Origin of the sequence: Rhodovarius sp., assembly GCF_040399605.1 — a bacterium.
In the GTDB taxonomy this organism is placed as follows: Bacteria; Pseudomonadota; Alphaproteobacteria; order Acetobacterales; family Acetobacteraceae; genus Rhodovarius; species Rhodovarius crocodyli_A.
Window position 1 is genome coordinate 49,624 of the sequence record NZ_JBBARU010000008.1, and the last position, 15,404, is coordinate 65,027.

Here is a 15,404-nt window from a genome sequence, read left to right on the forward strand (position 1 = left end):
CTACTGTGCCTCCCCTACAACCCGGGTGCGAGTGCGCAGGGTGACGAATTCCTCTGCCGCGGTGGGGTGAATGCCGATGGTGCGGTCGAAATCCTGCTTGGTTGCGCCCATCGCCACGGCAATGCCGATACCCTGCATGATCTCGGCCGCATCCTCGCCCAGCATATGCGCGCCCAGGATTGTCTGGCTGGCCTGATCGACCACGAGCTTCATCGTGGTCTTGCGACCCTGCCGCTTGCTGATGGTGTGGCGCATGGGGGTGAAGCGGGCGACATAAACATCGGTGGGGCCCAGCCTTGCCGCCTCCGCCTCGGTCAGCCCCACCGTGCCGATGGGCGGCGAGGTGAAGACGGCGGTGGGCACATTGAGGTAGCTGGCGCGGCGGGGGTTCTTGCCGAATAGCGTATCGGCCAGGGCGTGGCCCACGGCGGTGGCCATGGGGGTGAGGTTCAGCCTATCGACCACATCGCCGATGGCGAAAATATGCGCCTGGCTGGTGGCGTGCTCGTCATCGACGATGACCGCACCCGCGGCATTCATGGCAACCCCGGCCGCCTCCAGCCCCAGCCCGGCCGTATTGGGCTTGCGGCCGGTGCAGAAGAACACCGCATCCACCTGGCAGAGCGCGTCATTGCTCAGGGCCAGGCTGTATCCATCGCCTGACCGAGTGATGCCCCGGGGCATGATGCCGGCATTCATCACGATGCCCTGGGCCTGCAGCGCCTCGGGCAATGCCTCGCGGATATCCTGGTCAAAGCCGGTCAGCGGCAGGGGGGCGCGATAAAAAACCTCGGTCTGCGCCCCCAGCCCGGCCAGCAGGCAGGCGAATTCCAGCGCGATATAACCGCCGCCAATAATGGCCACACGCCTGGGCAGGGCTGGCAGGGTGAAGAGCCCATCCGAGATCATGCCATGCTCGGCGCCTGGAATATCCAACTTCATCGCCTGGCCGCCGGTGGCGATGACGATGCGCTCGGCGGTGATGCGCTTGCCGCCGACATCAAGGGTATGGGCATCGATAAAAGTCGCGCGCGCATCAAAAACCTGGCAGCCAGCGCCCATCAGCAGCTTGCCGTAAATCCCTGACAGCCTTGCCACCTCGGCATCGCGGGCGGCGGCCAGCACCGCCCAATCGTGCTCGCCCTTGACCATGGAGGTCCAGCCAAAGGCCGCGGCGTCCTCCGCCCACATGCCGTATTCGGCGGCCTGGACCATGATTTTCTTCGGCACGCAGCCGACATTGACGCATGTGCCGCCCCAGAAGCGCTCCTCGGCCACGCCCACCCGGGCGCCATGGCCGGCCGCAATGCGGGCCAACCGCACCCCGCCCGAGCCGCCGCCGATGACGAAGAGATCGAAATCATAAGCCATGCCTGGAACCTTTCGCAGCCTGCGGGAATGTAGCGTCGACCGCCATAAGCACCTTCCCCATTTGCCGCCAGATGGGCAAGCTGGCGGCAAATAAGGAGGAAGCGGCCCTTGCCGATAGACCACACCCACGCCTCAGGCCTGACCAGCTGGGTGGCCAGCGCCAATGCGCCCGGCTGCGACTTTCCTATCCAGAACCTGCCGCTGGGGATTTTCTCCATCGCCGGCGGCACGCCGCGCGGCGGTGTAGCGATTGGCGACCAGGTCCTCGATATCGGCCTCGCCATGGCGCATGGCCTGCTGCGCGGGGCGGCGGCAGAGGCCGCTTCCGGCCCCTCGCTGCGGCCATTGATGGCGATGGGCCGCGCCGCCTCGGCCGAGCTCCGGCACAATGTCTCCGCCCTGCTCGCCGCCAGCGCGCCTCCGCGCCCCGAATTGTTACATCCGCAATCCGCCATTCGCATGCACCTGCCCGGCGAGGTGCGGAATTTTTCCGATTTCATGGCCAGCTATGATCACTGCGCCCGGCTTGGCGCAGCGCGGGACCCAAAAAACCCGCTGCCGCCCGCCTTTCACCATCTGCCAGTGGCCTATCACTCCCGCGCCAGCTCGGTGCGCCCATCGGGCACCAATGTGCGCCGCCCCTGGGGGCAGTACTTCAAGGATGGCGAGATCGTCTTCGCCCCCACCGGCACGATGGATTTCGAGCTGGAACTTGGCATCTGGATTGCCGGCGAGAATGAGCAGGGCGAACCCACGCCGATCAGCCTGGCGGATCAGCGCCTATTCGGCTTCTGTCTCCTCAATGACTGGTCCGTGCGCGATATCCAGCGCTACGAAATGCCGCCGCTTGGCCCCTTCCTGGGCAAAAGCCTGCACACCTCGGTCTCGCCCTGGGTGATCACGGCCGAGGCCCTGGCGCCCTTCGCCACCGCGCTGCCGCCGCGCCAGGCCGGTGCGCCACAATGCCCGCCGCATCTAACCAGCGGCAGGCCCGATGGGCTGCGCATCCATATGCAGGCGGCGCTGCAAACCCCCGCCATGGCAGGCCCGCATGTCATCACCTCGGCGCCGTTCGAGAATATGTACTGGACGCCGGCGCAAATGGTCGCCCACCACACCTCCAATGGCTGCAACCTGCTGCCGGGGGATTTGCTGGGCAGCGGCACCGTCTCCGGCCCAGCCGAGGGTGGTGAGGCCTGCATCGCCGAGCTTTTGCTGCGCGGCCCCATCCAACTGCCCAATGGCGAGAGCCGCCGTTACCTCGAGGATGGCGATACCATCATCTTCACCGGCCAGGCGCATGCGCCTGGCGCCACGCCCATCGGCTTCGGCGAATGCCGCGGCACCATCCTTCCAGCCCATAAGGCCTGATCCCATGCGACGCATCATCGACATTTCCGTGGCCCTGAAATCGGGCATCAAATCCGACCCGCCGAACATGCTGCCCGAGATCGAATATATCGATCACCACCAATCGGCGCCGCGCATGGCCGAGTATATGGGCGTGGCCATTTCCGACCTGCCGAATGGCGAATATGCCGCGGTGGAACGGGTGAATATCTCCACCCATAACGGCACCCATCTGGACGCGCCCTATCACTATTTCTCCCGCCAGGATGAGGCGCTGATCCCCGGCGGCCGGCCCTCGATGCGCATCGATGAGGTGCCGCTGGAATGGTGCTTCCAGCCCGGCGTGAAGCTCGATTTCCGCCATTTGCCCGATGGCCATATCGTGCAGCCAGAGCAGGTGGAGGCCGAACTCAAGCGCATCAACCACACGCTCAAGCCGCTTGAAATCGTGCTGATGAATACCCGCGCCGGCAGCCGCTATGGCGAGGATGATTTCATCGATAGCGGCTGCGGCATGGGGCTGGCCGCCACCATGTGGTTGCTGGAGCGCGGCGTGCGCGTCGTGGGCACCGATGGCTGGTCCTGGGATGCGCCGTTCAGCGCCACCAAGAAGCGCATCGCCGAGGGGGGTGACCCCTCGATCATCTGGGAAGGCCACCGTGCCGGCCGGCAGATCGGCTATAGCCACATGGAAAAGCTGAGCAACCTGGAAAGCCTGCCGGGCGATGGCTTCATGGTCTCCTGCTTCCCGGTGAAAATCCATCGTGCTTCGGCCGGCTGGGTCCGCGCTGTCGCCATTATCGAGGAGTGAGAATGATGCGCCTTCTATTCGCGATCCTGCTGCTGGCACTGCCCGCCCATGGGCAGGAATGGCGACCAGAGGGCGCCATCACCCTGGTCAGCCCCTATTCCCCCGGCGGGTCGGATGCCTTCATGCGCGCCATTGGCGAGTATATGGGCCGGCAATTGGGTGTGCCGGTGGCGGTGGTGAACCGCGATGGCGGCTCGGGCGTGGTGGGTATGCGCTTCATGGCCTCCTCCAACCCCGATGGCCGCACCATCGCGATGACGCCAATGACGGCCGTGGTGGTGCAGCCGCATATGGTGCGCAATCTGGGCCTGGACCCGAGCCATGTGGCGCCAGTCTGCGGCACCAATGAGAACCATCTGGGCATCGTGGTGCGCAGTGACAGCCCGATCCGCAACCTCGCCGATCTTCTGGCCGCCGGGCGGGCGCGAAACCTCAGCTATGGCAGTGCCGGGCCCAATTCGCTGCCCATGTTGGGGGTTTGGCGCGTCAGCCGCGCCACCGGGGTGGAATTCACCCATATCGCCTTCCGTGGTGACCCGCCGCACCTGAACGAAACCCTGGCGGGAAGGCTGGATTTCTCCACCGCCGTCGTCGCCTCGGCCTCCGAATTCGTGCTGTCGGACCGGATGCGGCTGATCACCGTCTTCAGCGCGGGGCGGCATCCCGATTTCCCGAATGTGCCCACGGCGCGCGAACAGGGGGTGGATGCGCTGCAATTCAGCCAGGTGGGCATCTATGCGCCGCGCGGCACGCCCGAGCACGTCCTCAACAGGCTGGACACGCTGTGCCGTGAAGCGCTGGAACAGGAGACGGTCCGGCGCATGGCTGCCACCGCGCGCAGCATCATCCGCTACATGCCCCGGGCCGATTTTGCCGCCATGATCAATAGCGAGTTCGAGGCTTATCGCAGCATCCTGCAGGCGTTGGGCGTGCAGCCGGAATAGGGCTCACCCCTGCGCCGGCGGCAGGCGCATCCAGGCGGCGGGCTCGGGGTGCAGCATTGCCTCGCCACATGCCAGCGGGCCCTCCAGCGCCCCCAGGCGCAGCAGCGCCATGCCCCGGCCATCCCGGCCCGAGCGCATTTCGCCCATCTCGATACCCTCACGCAGCACCGGCGTGCCGGGTGAAGGCAAGGCGCCCTCCACCCGCACCGGCACCAACCGGCGCTTGACGAGGCCGCGATACTTCGTCCGCGCCGTCAGCTCCTGGCCCATATAGCAGCCCTTATCCCAGCTCACGCCGTGCAACTCGTCGAAGCCGGCCTCCAGCAGCACGGTCTGCTCGGTGCGCATATCGGCGGTATCGGGCAGGCCGAGCGAGAGCCGATGCAGGTCGTAGGCGATGCTGGCATCGGGGTATTCGCCGCGCGGCATGATGGCGCGCCAGCCGGCCTCCGGCAGGCGGGGATCGGGTGCCGCGCCCTCGGGCATCGGCGCATCGCCCCAACCCGCCACCACGGCAAAACCATTCGAAGCATCGCGCAACCCGATCTTGGAGCGCAGCCGGAACTTGATCAGTTTTTCGGCGAGCATCGGTGCCTGCTCGCGCTCACATTCCAGCAGCAGCGCATCCGGCCGATGGACGATGAAAAAATCCGCCAGCCACTTGCCCTGCGGCGTCAGCAGCGCGGCCCAGACGGCGCGGCCTGGCGCAGCGGCCGCCACATCATTGGACACCAGGCCCTGGAGGAAGGCCACGCGGTCCTGCCCCGCCAGTTCGACAACGCCGCGATGCGGCAAAAGAGAGATCGGCATGGCTGATACTTGGCGGGGGCGCGGCGCCGGTGCAACCATGATACAAGCGCCGAGTGCGGATCCTCTTCATCTCCTCCACGCGCATCGGCGACGCCGTGCTCTCCACTGGGCTATTGGGCCATTTGATGGCCCAATACCCCGGCGCGCGCTTCACCGTGGCCTGTGGCCCGGCGGCCGAGGGTGTTTTCACCCGCATGCCGGGGCTGGATCGGCTATGGGTGCTGCGTAAGCGGAAATTTTCGCTCCATTGGCTGGGGCTGTGGTGGTTCGCGGTGCGGCAGCGCTGGGATTTGGTGGTGGATCTGCGCGGTTCGGCCATGGTGTTCATGCTCCCCACCCGCGCCCGGGCTTTGATGCGCGGCGGTCGGCGCGCTGGGCACCGGCTTGCTCATCTCGCCGAGATTCTGCGCCTCGCGCCGCCGCCCTTGCCTCTCGCCTGGTTCGATGCGGCCGATGCGGCCCGCACGGCGACGATGACCGGCCCCTTCCTCGCCCTCGGCCCCAGCGCCAATTGGCAGTATAAGGTTTGGCCGGCGGAGCGCTTCGTGGCCCTGGCCCGCGCCCTGACCAGCCCCGGCGGCGCGCTCGCGGGCCATGGCATCGTCATCCTGGGTGGCCCAGGCGCGGCCGAGGCAGCGATGGTGGCCCCCGTTCTCGCCGCCCTGCCCGGGGCGGTGGACATGGTGGGCAAGCTGTCTTTGCCCGAGGCCGCGGCGCTGCTCTCCCGCGCCAGCCTCTATATCGGCAATGATTCGGGGCTGATGCACCTTGCCGCCGCCGCCGGCGCCCCCACGCTGGGCCTGTTTGGCCCCACCAATGCCGAGGAATACGCGCCCTCCGGCCCGCATGCCCGGGTGGTCGAGGCCGACCGCCATGTCAGCCCCCCCGGCGCAACTGAATTGGAGAGACTGGCCCGGATGGATGCCCTGCCGATGGAACGCGCCCTTGCTGCCGCCACAGCCCTGCTATCGCCGGTGCCCGTGGCATGAGGCTCTCCGCCCTGCTCGTGGCCCGCAATGAGGCGGCAAGGCTGGAAGGATGCCTAGCCAGCCTCGCCTTTGCCGATGAGATCGTGGTGGTGCTCGACCGCAGCACCGATGCCTCGGCGCAGATCGCCCAGGCGGCGGGGGCGCGGGTGGTGGAGGGCGAATGGGCCCTGGAGGGCCCCCGCCGCAATGCCGGCATCGCCGCCTGCAGCGGTGATTGGGTGCTGGAGGTGGATGCCGATGAAACCGTGCCGCCCGAACTCGCCAGCCTGATCCGCGCCACCATCGCCGATAGCGCGCATGGTTTCCATCGTGTGGCGATCGACAATTATATTGGCGGGCGGCTGGTGCGGCATGGCTGGGCCGGCAGCTTCGGCACCACCGCCAAGCCCATCCTGTTTCGCCGCGGCGCCAAGCATTGGCGGGCGCAGCGCGTGCATCCGAGCCTGGATTGGAACGGCACCGAAGGGGCCAAGATCGAGGCCGCCGCCATCCGACATGATGTCGACCGCGACATCTCCGATATGCTGCGCCGGTTGGACCGCTATAGCAGCCTCAGGGCGGCGGATTTGCTGGAGAGCGGCGACATCGGCACCCTGCCTGGCAATCTGCGCCGCTTCTTCAGCCGCTTTTTCAAGGCGCTGGTCACCCGCGGGGGCTATCGGGAAGGTGGCTGGGGCCTGCTGCTGGCCTTTTGTGCCGGGCTGTTTCCATTGCTGAGCCACCTCAAGGCCCGGCTGGAACCGGAACGCCACCGGTGAGGATCATCCTCGCCACCGAAGGGCCGCGCCTGCCCGCCGAACGTGCCCTGGAACAACCCTGCGGCGGCGTGGAGATTGCCACCGCCATGCTGGTGCGCGCCCTGGCCCAGGGGGGCCATGCGGTCACCGTGCTGGCCGGCACGGCGGCGGCGGAGCGTGATGGCGATGGCGCGCTCTGGGCTCCCTCTGCCGAGGGGGCGGCTGATCTCGTGATCGCCAACCGAGCGCCAAAACTGTTTAAAATTCTTCCTAAGGGGCGACGGGTGCTGTGGTTGCACAATCCCGCGCGCTACCTCGCCAAACCGCGCCACGCCATCCCGCTGCTGCTGGCGCGGCCGCGTATCGTGGTGCTGGGGCCCTCGCACCGGGCCAGCCTGCCGCGGCTCTTCGCCGGGGCCGCGGTGGAAATCCCGCTGGCGGTGGCGCCACCCTTCACCGCCGGCGGCACGGCGCATGGGCCGCCGGCACCGCGCGCTGTCTTCGCCTCCAACCCGCTGCGCAATCTCGATGCGCTGCTGGCGATCTGGGCCGCGCGCATCCTGCCCGCCGTGCCGGATGCCAGCCTGCATATCTATGCCGGCGCCGGTGTCTATGGCGGGCCGCAGAAACTGGCCGACCGCGCGGCCCCAGTGATGGAGCGCGCCGCCCATACCCCAGGCGTCGTGCTATGCGGGCCGCAGCCGCGCGCGGTGCTGGCCGAAAGCTACGCCCGGGCGCGGGCCATGCTGTATCTCGGTGATCCTGGGGAGACTTTCTGCCTGGCGGTGGCCGAGGCCCAGGCCATGGGTCTGCCCTGCATTCTGGGCGCTGAGGGTGCGGTGGCCGAGCGGGTGCGCGATGGGCAGAGCGGGATTGTGGCCCGCGACCATGACGCCTTCGCCGAGGCGGCGATTCGCATCCTGCGCGATGATGCGGCATGGAGTGCCATGCACCACGCCGCCCTCACCCAGCCGCCACCGCCCGATTGGGCTGAGGTGGCGGCGCGATTTGTCGCCCTGGCCCGGCCATGATCGCGCTGCTGACGCAATGCTTCCCGCCCGATCGCGGCGGCATAGAGACCACGATGGGCGAAATGGCCATGGCCTTCCATGGGGCCGGGCATAGGGTGGTGGTGCTGGCCGACCATATTCGGGGCGGCATGGCCGAGCCTGATTGGCCCTTCGCGGTGCGCCGCTTCGGCGGGCCGCGCTTCTGGCGGCGGGCGCGCAAGGCCCGCGCTCTGGCCGCGCTGGCCGCCGATGTGGTCTGGGCCGATAGCTGGAAATCGCTGGAGACGCTGCCGGCCCGCGCCCCGCGCGTGGTGGTGATGGCGCATGGCAATGAGTTGCTGCGCCAGAGCGGCGGGCGCGGCGGCCGCATGGCCCGCGCCTTCGCCAGGGCTGATATTGTGGTGGCGAATTCGCGTTTCACCGCGGGGCTGCTGGCCGGGCTGCATGATGCGGTGGTGGTTGTGAACCCCTCGATCCGCCCGCCGCTGCCCGCACCGCGTGAGCCTCAGCCCGGCCATATTGTCAGCCTTGGCCGGCTGGAGGCGCGCAAGGGCTTCGACATGGTGATCCGCGCGTTGCCGAGCCTGCCCGGCGCGCGCTATACGATGGCCGGCGCGGGCCCCGATGAGGCGCGGTTGCGGGCGCTGGCCACGCAATGCGGCGTGGCCCAGCGGGTGGCATTTGCCGGTAGTGTGGATGAGGCCACGAAATCCGCGCTGCTGGGCCAGGCAGAGGTCTTCGCCATGCCGGTGCGCCGTGAGGGGCTCTCGGTGGAGGGGTTTGGGCTGGTCTATCTGGAGGCCGCGTGGTTCGGCGTGCCCAGCCTGGCGGGCCTGGCCGGCGGTGCGGCAGATGCGGTGCTGCAGGATGAAACCGGGCTGCTGGTTGATGGCAGCGATGCCGCCGAAGTGCGCGAGGGGCTGGCAAGGCTCCTGGCAGACCCGGCCCTGCGCGAGCGCATGGGCGCTGCGGCCCAGTTGCGCGCCCGGCGCGACTTCACCTGGGAGGCCGTGTTGCCGGCCTATCTCAGGCTACTGGAACGTTCTTCCGCTCATAATGGCTCGAGTATTTCTTCGTGATCAGATCGGACTTCACGATCACGCAGACATCGGTGGTATTGAACGGCACATCCAGCACCGCGCCATCACCCACGAACCCCCCTAGCCGCAAATAGCCCTTGATCAAGGGCGGCAGAGCCAGCAATGCCGCCTTTTGGTCAAAGCTGCCAGGCGGCAGCCGGTTCATCGACACATAGCGCTCGGCAATGGCGCGCGGCCGCAATTCCTCGGGCGCGAGATGGTGCTGATGCAGATAGGACAGCACGGCGGCATTGGCGTCCAAATCGAGCCCAGGCAGGCTGGCGCAGCCGAACATCAGCCCAATGCGGTGCTGCGAGACATAGGCGGCGATGCCCTGCCAGAGCAGCTGCAGCGTGCCGCGGGTGCGGTATTCGATGTTCACGCAGCTTCGCCCGAGTTCCAGAATCTCGCCCGGGAAGCGGATGAGCGGGCCGATGTCATATTCATCAGCGCTGTAGAAGCGGCCCAGCTTCTGCGCCGCCGCGCGGCGGATCAGGCGATATGTGCCCACCACGCTGGAAGCACCCTCGCCCCGGTCGTGATCGAGCACGAGAAGATGGTTGGCCACGGCATCGAACATGTCGGCATCAAGGCCGGTGCGCAAAGCCTCGGCATCGGGCTTCGCCCCCATTTCATCGACGAAGACCTGATAGCGCAGGCGTTGCCCGGCCTCGATCTCGTCCTGGCTCACCGCCACGCGCACGCCCAGGCGGCCGCTGCGAATTTCCTCGAAGGGCAGGGTCATTTCGCCTTCTTTCCGGCCTTGGCTGGGGTCGTTTTCACGGGTGCCACGGCGGGGCGCCGGGCAAAGAGTTGTAGCCGGACATCGACAAGGTCAAAGCCCAACCGGGCTGCGATCTCTGCCGCGATGCGCTCATGCGCCGCATCCTCGAATTCGATCACCCGGCCGGTATCGACATCAATGAGATGATGATGATGGCCACGATCGGTCGGGTCATAGCGTGATCGGCCCTCACCGAAATCCCGGCGGGCGAGGATGCCCTTCTCCTCCAATAGCCGCACCGTGCGATAGACGGTGGCTATGGACACCCGGCTGTCGAGGACCGCGGCGCGGCGGTAGAGCTCCTCGACATCGGGGTGGTCCTCGCTATCGCTGAGGACGCGCGCGATAGTGCGGCGCTGCCCAGTCATTTTCAGGCCGCGCTCGATGCACATCCGCTCGATTCGGGAGATGACGCGAGGGCCCTTCGCCGCGCACGCGGCTTGCGCTTCATCTGCCTGCGGCATCATACCCAAAGATCGCTAGCTCCGCCCGAAGGACCACAACATAGTATTGTCAGGCCCTCAGGGCAAAGCGTCCCGAATCCTTGTGGGGATGAGGGTCAGGTGGCAGCCCCAGCGGTGCCGCGCGGCTTGGTGCCCAGGCCAATTTCCTTGGCCAGGGCCGAACGGCGCTTCGCATAATCATCCGCCACCATGGGATAGTCGGAGGGCAGGCCCCACTTCTCGCGGTACTGCTCTGGGCTGAGATTATAGGCAGTCTTCAGATGGCGCTTGAGCATTTTCAGCTTTTTGCCGTCCTCAAGACAGATGATATAGGCCGGGGTGATGGACTTCTTCACCGGCACAGCCGGCTCCTGCCGCTTCACCTCAGGCTCCGGCTGGGCCTTGCCCAAATTAGCCAATGCCGAATGCACCTGGCTGATAAGGCCCGGCAGTTCAGCCATGGCCACCGGGTTGTTCGCGACATGCGCAGAGACGATTTCTGCGGTCAGGCCCAGCAAATCTTGTGCCAATTCATTCTCCAACATATAAAATTTCTCCCTGATCGGCTCGTTTCCCCCGTATACTATATTTCGTAACTGTATCGCAATCGGGCAGGGACGATTCAGCGAGAAAGATCGAGGCTTAATGACAGAGAAAACGCAAAATCCTACGCATTCGATAGATGTCCGCCAGGAGATGTGTCCAATGACATTCGTGCGGGTCAGGCTGATGCTGGACAAAATGCGGTCAGGCGATTGCCTCGAAGTTTTGTTCAATGGCGAGGAACCGGCGCGGAACCTGCCGCGCTCGGCCATCGAACTCGGCCATACAATCCTGCATCAGGACAATGGCAGCATGCTGCTCAGGAAAGCCTGAGCGTCATGACAATCGCGTCTGTTCCATCCGCATAGTAGCGCGGCCGCCGGGCAACTTCGGTGAAGCCGGCCGCGCAATATAGAGCCTGAGCAGCGGCATTGCCCGCACCCACCTCAAGAAACAGCGCTCCGGCGCCCAAGCCCCGGCAAGCCTCAATCGCGGCATCGAGCAGCCGGCCGGCAAGCCCCTGCCGCCGGGCCGGCGGGGCGGTGGCCAACGTCAGCACCTCGGCCTCATCACCGCCCAGCCGGCACATGATGAAGGCGTCCCCTGGCCACCACAGCACGAAGCAGCCCCCCATCTCCATCAGGCCGCTGATATCGCCGGCCCGCCAGGCCATGCCCGGAGGAAAACCAGCTGCATGGATGGCTGCCAGCGCGCCCACCTCGGCCATGGTGGCGAGTTCGGGCGCGGTCATGTGACCGCAGGCTGGTCGATATAAAGCGGCAGGGCCGGGGGCGAGGGTTGGCCCGCGCGCAGGCCGGCCGCAGCCGCCAGCGCCACGCCGCGCGCCACGCTGCCCCGCAGGCTGCCCAACGCCACCGGGGCGCCGCGCGCCAACAAACGCGCGGCCGCCGCCGCCGCACCGCTGCCGCCCAACAAGGTGGGGCCTTCCGTCGCCGGCAATACGGCCTCGGTCAGGCTCGCCGGCGCCGCCCCTGGCCGGAGCAGAAAAATCCCGCCGCGACGATTGTCGATGGCGGCCCAGATGACGCGCCCCTGCGGATTGTCCAGCAGAAAGGGCAGCGCGGCCAGGATGGAGACACCACTCAGCCCAACCCCCAGCCCATCCGCCAGCCCATGCGCCAGCGCCAATGCGGTGCGAATGCCGGTGAAGCCCCCGGGGCCTATGCCGGCCGCGATATGGTCAACCCCGCCCTGCTGTTCCATCAGCGCGGCCACCAGGCGAGGCAGGATGGCAGGCTGGCCAAACACCGCCGGGCACTCTTGTTCGGCCAGCACGACGCCATCCTCAATCAGGCAGGCCGAGAGCCGCGCGCCGGCCGCATCGAGCCCCAGAATGCGCATGCTAGAGGTTTATCTCCAGCATCACCGGCACATGGTCGCTGGCCTGGGTCCAGCCGCGGGCTGGCTTATGCACGGTGCAGGCCGCAAGGCTGCCGACGAGGTCGGGCGAGACCCAGATATGGTCCAGCCGCCGGCCGCGATCCGCTGCCGCCCAATCCTTCGCGCGGTAGGACCACCATGTGTAGAGTTTCTGGTCTGCTGGCACGAAATGGCGCATCGCGTCATACCATTCGCCCTCGGCCATCCAGCGCTTCAGGGCCGTGGTCTCGACTGGGGTGTGGGAGACCACGTCGAGCAATTGCTTGTGCGACCAGACATCCTGTTCCAGCGGCGCAATGTTGAGATCACCCAGCATCACCCGCCGTGGTGCCCCGGCCCGGCTCTTGGCCCAGGCGGTGGCCTCCATCACGAAATCCAGCTTATGGGCGAATTTCGGATTGGCCACGGGGTCGGCAATGTCGCCACCCGCGGGCACGTAGAAATCATGCAATTCGATGGGCCCGCCAGGCGCATCCAGCATGGCGCCAAGGTGGCGGCAATCGCCCTTTTCGCACCAATTGGGGTCCTGCTCCCGCACCGCGATGGGCAGGCGGGAGAGGATGGCCACGCCATTATAGCCCTTCATGCCGCGCATCGCGATGTGCTCAAAGCCCATCGCCCGCACTGCATCGAGGGGGAAATGCTCATCGGGGCATTTCGTCTCCTGCAGGCAGATCACGTCAGGCGCCAATTCCTCCGCCAGCCGCGCCAGCAAGCCGATGCGCAGGCGGATGGAGTTGATGTTCCAGGTGGCGATGCGAAGGGCCAAGGGCGGATACTCGCGAAAGGGGCCCCGAAGCTTTGGCCATTCGCGGCCGCTTTGGGAAGCCTCGGCAGCGCGGGTTGGCCCCGCGCCGCCACAGACTGAGACGATATGCTCAGACGATGCGGGTGGTGACGGTGCCCACGCCCTCGACGAAGCCTTCCAGCAAGTCGCCACGCACCACGGCGGCCACACCCTCGGGCGTGCCGGTCATGATGAGGTCGCCCGGGGCCAGTTCGACCAGTTCCGAGAGATTGGCGATCACCTCAGGCACCGACCAGATCAGCTTGGAGAGGTCAGAGGTCTGGGTGACCTTGCCGTTCACGCGGAGTTCGATCTTGCCCTTTGAAGGGTCAAAACCCTCCGCCGGAATCAGCAGGCCCATCGGTGCGGATTTATCGAAACCCTTGCCCATATCCCAGGGGCGGCCGGTCTTCTTGGCCTCGTTCTGGATGTCGCGCCGGGTCATATCCAGGCCCGAGCAATAGCCCCAGACATGCTTGAGCGCATCGGCGATGGCGATATTGGAACCGCCCGTGCCAATGGCCACCACCAGCTCCATCTCGTGATGCAGCGACTTGGTGACGGTGGGGTAGGGCATATCGGCATCGGAGATCACCACGGCATCGGCCGGTTTGGCGAAGTAAAAGGGCGGCTCGCGCGTCGGGTCGGAACCCATTTCGATCGCGTGCTCGGCGTAGTTGCGGCCGACACAGAAAATGCGGCGGACGGGGAACATCGCATTCGAGCCCTTGATCGGCAGGGCGGCGATGGCGGGCGGGGCTATGACATAATCAGGCACAGTGTCTTCCTCAGCTTAGAATTTGTAGGCGCTTAGCAGGCCACGCCATGGGGTGTCACCTTCAGCATCACGCCATGGCGCGGCCGCAGCGAGAGCTTCGCCCGCGGCACCGGCGCCGGGCAGCCCTCGGCGGAAAAATCGAGGCGTTGCAGCAGCACCGACAGCATCACCACCATCTCGGCCATGGCGAAGGCCGCACCGGTGCAGACCCGCGGCCCCAGGCTGAAGGGAATATAGCCAAAGCGGGGCAGTTTTCGCGCCGCGTCAGGCATGAAGCGGTCCGGGCGGAAGGCATGCGGCGCATCCCATAGCCGCTCATGGCGATGCAGCAGCCAGGGCAGGGCCAGCACCGTATCGCCCTCTTGCACCGCGATATGGCGAATGCGGTCAGGCCCGGCGGCCTGGCGCGAGAGATATGGCACGGGCGGGTAGAGGCGCATCGTCTCCTGCAGCACCGCCCGGGTGAAGGGCAGCTTGTTGAGTTCCTCGCCCGTCGGCGCGCGGCCGCCCAGTACATTGGCATGTTCCTCGCGCAGCCGCGCCAAGGTGGGCGGGTGCCGCGCCACCAGATACAGCGCCCAGGACAGCGCATTGGCCGAGGTCTCGCTGCCCGCCAGCAGCATCATGGCCACCTCGCTGATCAGCTGGGTCTCATCCAGCAAGGCCGCGCCATCCGCCTTTTGCGCCGCGCGCAGCGCGCCCAGAATGCCGCCCGGTTCGGCAATCGCCATCGCGTCGCTGCAAATGCGCCGCACATCGCGGGCATGGCGCCTGGCCGAGCGGAACTGAAAGCCGGAGAACCGTGGCGGCAGGCCGAAAAGATAAGCGAGATCCACGCCCATCACCGCGCCCTCAAAGGCGGTGAAGCTGGTCACCAGGCGCTGCGCATCCGCCATGCGCGCTCCATCGCCGAACAGCGCGCGCATCACCGCAAGCGCTGTGGCCGCACCCAGGCTGGGCGCCACATCCACCCGGCCCTGCCAGCCGGCGGCCAAGGCCTCGGCCCCCTCCACAAACAGATGATGGAAGTCGCCCATGCGGCTGGGGTGCAGTTGGCGCGCCATCACCGCGCGGCGGCTGCTCCAGATCTCGCCGTGATTGACGAACATGCTATCGCCCACCAGCGGCACCAGCGCCTGCTGGAAATGCTGGCTCTTGGCCTCATAATTGGCCGCCGAGGTGATATAGACCTGCCGCACCAGCTCAGGCTCATTCACCACCACCACCCGCCGCGCCAGCGTTTTCAACGGCATCAGATGGTGGCGGAAGCTGACCTCGGGGAAGAGCCCCAACAGGTCATCAATGGTGGCGGTGAGGATGCGCATGGGGCCGGGGAAGCGCGCATTCACCGAAGGGCGCGGCGGCACCAGATCGGTGGTCAAAGGGCTCATGGCTGGCGGTCCGTCACACAACATCATCCCGGGCTTGGGCCAGCCCCGCATCGGCGAGGGCGGCGGGGGCATCTGCCTCGTGCATAACCCGGCGGCCCAAGGGGAGATAGACCTCCGCCGCGCCACGGGAGGCCAACAAAAAAGCGCCCGGCCAGGGGGGTGGCCGAGCGCCTATT

At 66.8% G+C, this 15,404-nt stretch carries 19 protein-coding genes; 8 read left to right on the top strand and 11 right to left on the bottom strand.

The window, feature by feature from the left end:
* Positions 1-1,371, bottom strand: a complete 1,371-nt coding sequence (gene gorA, locus ABWP84_RS04420) for a glutathione-disulfide reductase (RefSeq protein WP_353210785.1) — start codon at positions 1,369-1,371, stop codon at positions 1-3.
* Positions 1,372-1,479: 108 nt separating this feature from the next.
* Here gorA and fahA point away from each other — a divergent pair, with 108 nt between their 5' ends.
* Genes fahA through ABWP84_RS04435 form a run of 3 tightly spaced genes read left to right on the top strand, consistent with a single transcriptional unit; the run spans position 1,480 to position 4,476 of the window.
* Positions 1,480-2,742 (top strand): fumarylacetoacetase, encoded by a 1,263-nt coding sequence (gene fahA, locus ABWP84_RS04425; protein ID WP_353210786.1) that lies wholly within the window; start codon positions 1,480-1,482, stop codon positions 2,740-2,742.
* 4 nt (positions 2,743-2,746) lie between these two features.
* Positions 2,747-3,532: a cyclase family protein gene (locus ABWP84_RS04430; protein ID WP_353210787.1), complete on the top strand. Its 786-nt coding sequence runs from the start codon at positions 2,747-2,749 to the stop codon at positions 3,530-3,532.
* Positions 3,533-3,534: 2 nt separating this feature from the next.
* The gene (locus ABWP84_RS04435) at positions 3,535-4,476 is read left to right on the top strand and encodes a tripartite tricarboxylate transporter substrate binding protein (protein WP_353210788.1); all 942 of its coding nucleotides are present in this window, start codon (positions 3,535-3,537) and stop codon (positions 4,474-4,476) included.
* A gap of 3 nt (positions 4,477-4,479) precedes the next feature.
* On the opposite strand, the gene ABWP84_RS04440 is transcribed toward ABWP84_RS04435, so the two are convergent.
* Positions 4,480-5,286 (bottom strand): folate-binding protein, encoded by an 807-nt coding sequence (locus tag ABWP84_RS04440; RefSeq protein ID WP_353210789.1) that lies wholly within the window; start codon positions 5,284-5,286, stop codon positions 4,480-4,482.
* A 53-nt stretch (positions 5,287-5,339) separates the two neighbouring features.
* Here ABWP84_RS04440 and ABWP84_RS04445 point away from each other — a divergent pair, with 53 nt between their 5' ends.
* Genes ABWP84_RS04445 through ABWP84_RS04460 form a run of 4 tightly spaced genes read left to right on the top strand, consistent with a single transcriptional unit; the run spans position 5,340 to position 9,101 of the window.
* Entirely contained in the window at positions 5,340-6,275 is a 936-nt protein-coding gene (locus ABWP84_RS04445; RefSeq protein WP_353210790.1) for a glycosyltransferase family 9 protein, read from the top strand.
* Positions 6,272-7,033 (top strand): glycosyltransferase family 2 protein, encoded by a 762-nt coding sequence (locus ABWP84_RS04450; protein ID WP_353210791.1) that lies wholly within the window; start codon positions 6,272-6,274, stop codon positions 7,031-7,033. The genes ABWP84_RS04445 and ABWP84_RS04450 overlap by 4 nt, the downstream gene beginning before the upstream one ends.
* A complete protein-coding gene (locus ABWP84_RS04455) occupies positions 7,030-8,043 on the top strand; it encodes a glycosyltransferase family 4 protein (RefSeq protein ID WP_353210792.1) in 1,014 nt (337 codons plus the stop codon). Before ABWP84_RS04450 ends, ABWP84_RS04455 begins: the two co-directional genes overlap by 4 nt.
* Positions 8,040-9,101, top strand: a complete 1,062-nt coding sequence (locus tag ABWP84_RS04460) for a glycosyltransferase family 4 protein (protein ID WP_353210793.1) — start codon at positions 8,040-8,042, stop codon at positions 9,099-9,101. The genes ABWP84_RS04455 and ABWP84_RS04460 overlap by 4 nt, the downstream gene beginning before the upstream one ends.
* Here the strand turns inward: ABWP84_RS04460 and ABWP84_RS04465 are convergent.
* From ABWP84_RS04465 to ABWP84_RS04475, 3 genes are all read right to left on the bottom strand, one after another.
* Positions 9,049-9,846: a GNAT family N-acyltransferase gene (locus tag ABWP84_RS04465; protein ID WP_353210794.1), complete on the bottom strand. Its 798-nt coding sequence runs from the start codon at positions 9,844-9,846 to the stop codon at positions 9,049-9,051. The genes ABWP84_RS04460 and ABWP84_RS04465 overlap by 53 nt on opposite strands.
* Positions 9,843-10,349, bottom strand: a complete 507-nt coding sequence (locus tag ABWP84_RS04470; protein ID WP_353210821.1) for a Fur family transcriptional regulator — start codon at positions 10,347-10,349, stop codon at positions 9,843-9,845. Before ABWP84_RS04470 ends, ABWP84_RS04465 begins: the two co-directional genes overlap by 4 nt.
* Positions 10,350-10,444: 95 nt before the next feature.
* Entirely contained in the window at positions 10,445-10,873 is a 429-nt protein-coding gene (locus ABWP84_RS04475) for a MucR family transcriptional regulator (protein WP_353210822.1), read from the bottom strand.
* Positions 10,874-11,057: 184 nt separating this feature from the next.
* On the opposite strand from ABWP84_RS04475, the gene ABWP84_RS04480 reads away from it, so the two are divergent.
* Positions 11,058-11,204 carry a hypothetical protein gene (locus ABWP84_RS04480; RefSeq protein WP_353210795.1) on the top strand — a complete coding sequence of 49 codons (147 nt, stop codon included), beginning with the start codon at positions 11,058-11,060 and terminating at the stop codon, positions 11,202-11,204.
* Here ABWP84_RS04480 and ABWP84_RS04485 read toward each other — a convergent pair.
* The 6 genes from ABWP84_RS04485 to ABWP84_RS04510 all read right to left on the bottom strand — a co-directional run bounded on the left by ABWP84_RS04485 (position 11,191) and on the right by ABWP84_RS04510 (position 15,364).
* Entirely contained in the window at positions 11,191-11,622 is a 432-nt protein-coding gene (locus ABWP84_RS04485; RefSeq protein ID WP_353210796.1) for a GNAT family N-acetyltransferase, read from the bottom strand. The two genes, ABWP84_RS04480 and ABWP84_RS04485, sit on opposite strands and share 14 nt — an antisense overlap.
* On the bottom strand, positions 11,619-12,233 hold the full coding sequence (gene tsaB / locus ABWP84_RS04490; RefSeq protein WP_353210797.1) for a tRNA (adenosine(37)-N6)-threonylcarbamoyltransferase complex dimerization subunit type 1 TsaB: 615 nt from the start codon (positions 12,231-12,233) through the stop codon (positions 11,619-11,621). Before tsaB ends, ABWP84_RS04485 begins: the two co-directional genes overlap by 4 nt.
* Position 12,234: 1 nt before the next feature.
* Positions 12,235-13,041 (bottom strand): exodeoxyribonuclease III, encoded by an 807-nt coding sequence (locus ABWP84_RS04495; protein ID WP_353210798.1) that lies wholly within the window; start codon positions 13,039-13,041, stop codon positions 12,235-12,237.
* A gap of 109 nt (positions 13,042-13,150) precedes the next feature.
* Entirely contained in the window at positions 13,151-13,837 is a 687-nt protein-coding gene (locus ABWP84_RS04500; RefSeq protein WP_353210799.1) for a fumarylacetoacetate hydrolase family protein, read from the bottom strand.
* A 32-nt stretch (positions 13,838-13,869) separates the two neighbouring features.
* Positions 13,870-15,228, bottom strand: a complete 1,359-nt coding sequence (locus tag ABWP84_RS04505) for a cytochrome P450 (RefSeq protein WP_353210800.1) — start codon at positions 15,226-15,228, stop codon at positions 13,870-13,872.
* Positions 15,229-15,241: 13 nt separating this feature from the next.
* Entirely contained in the window at positions 15,242-15,364 is a 123-nt protein-coding gene (locus ABWP84_RS04510; protein ID WP_353210801.1) for a hypothetical protein, read from the bottom strand.
* Positions 15,365-15,404: the final 40 nt, after the last annotated feature.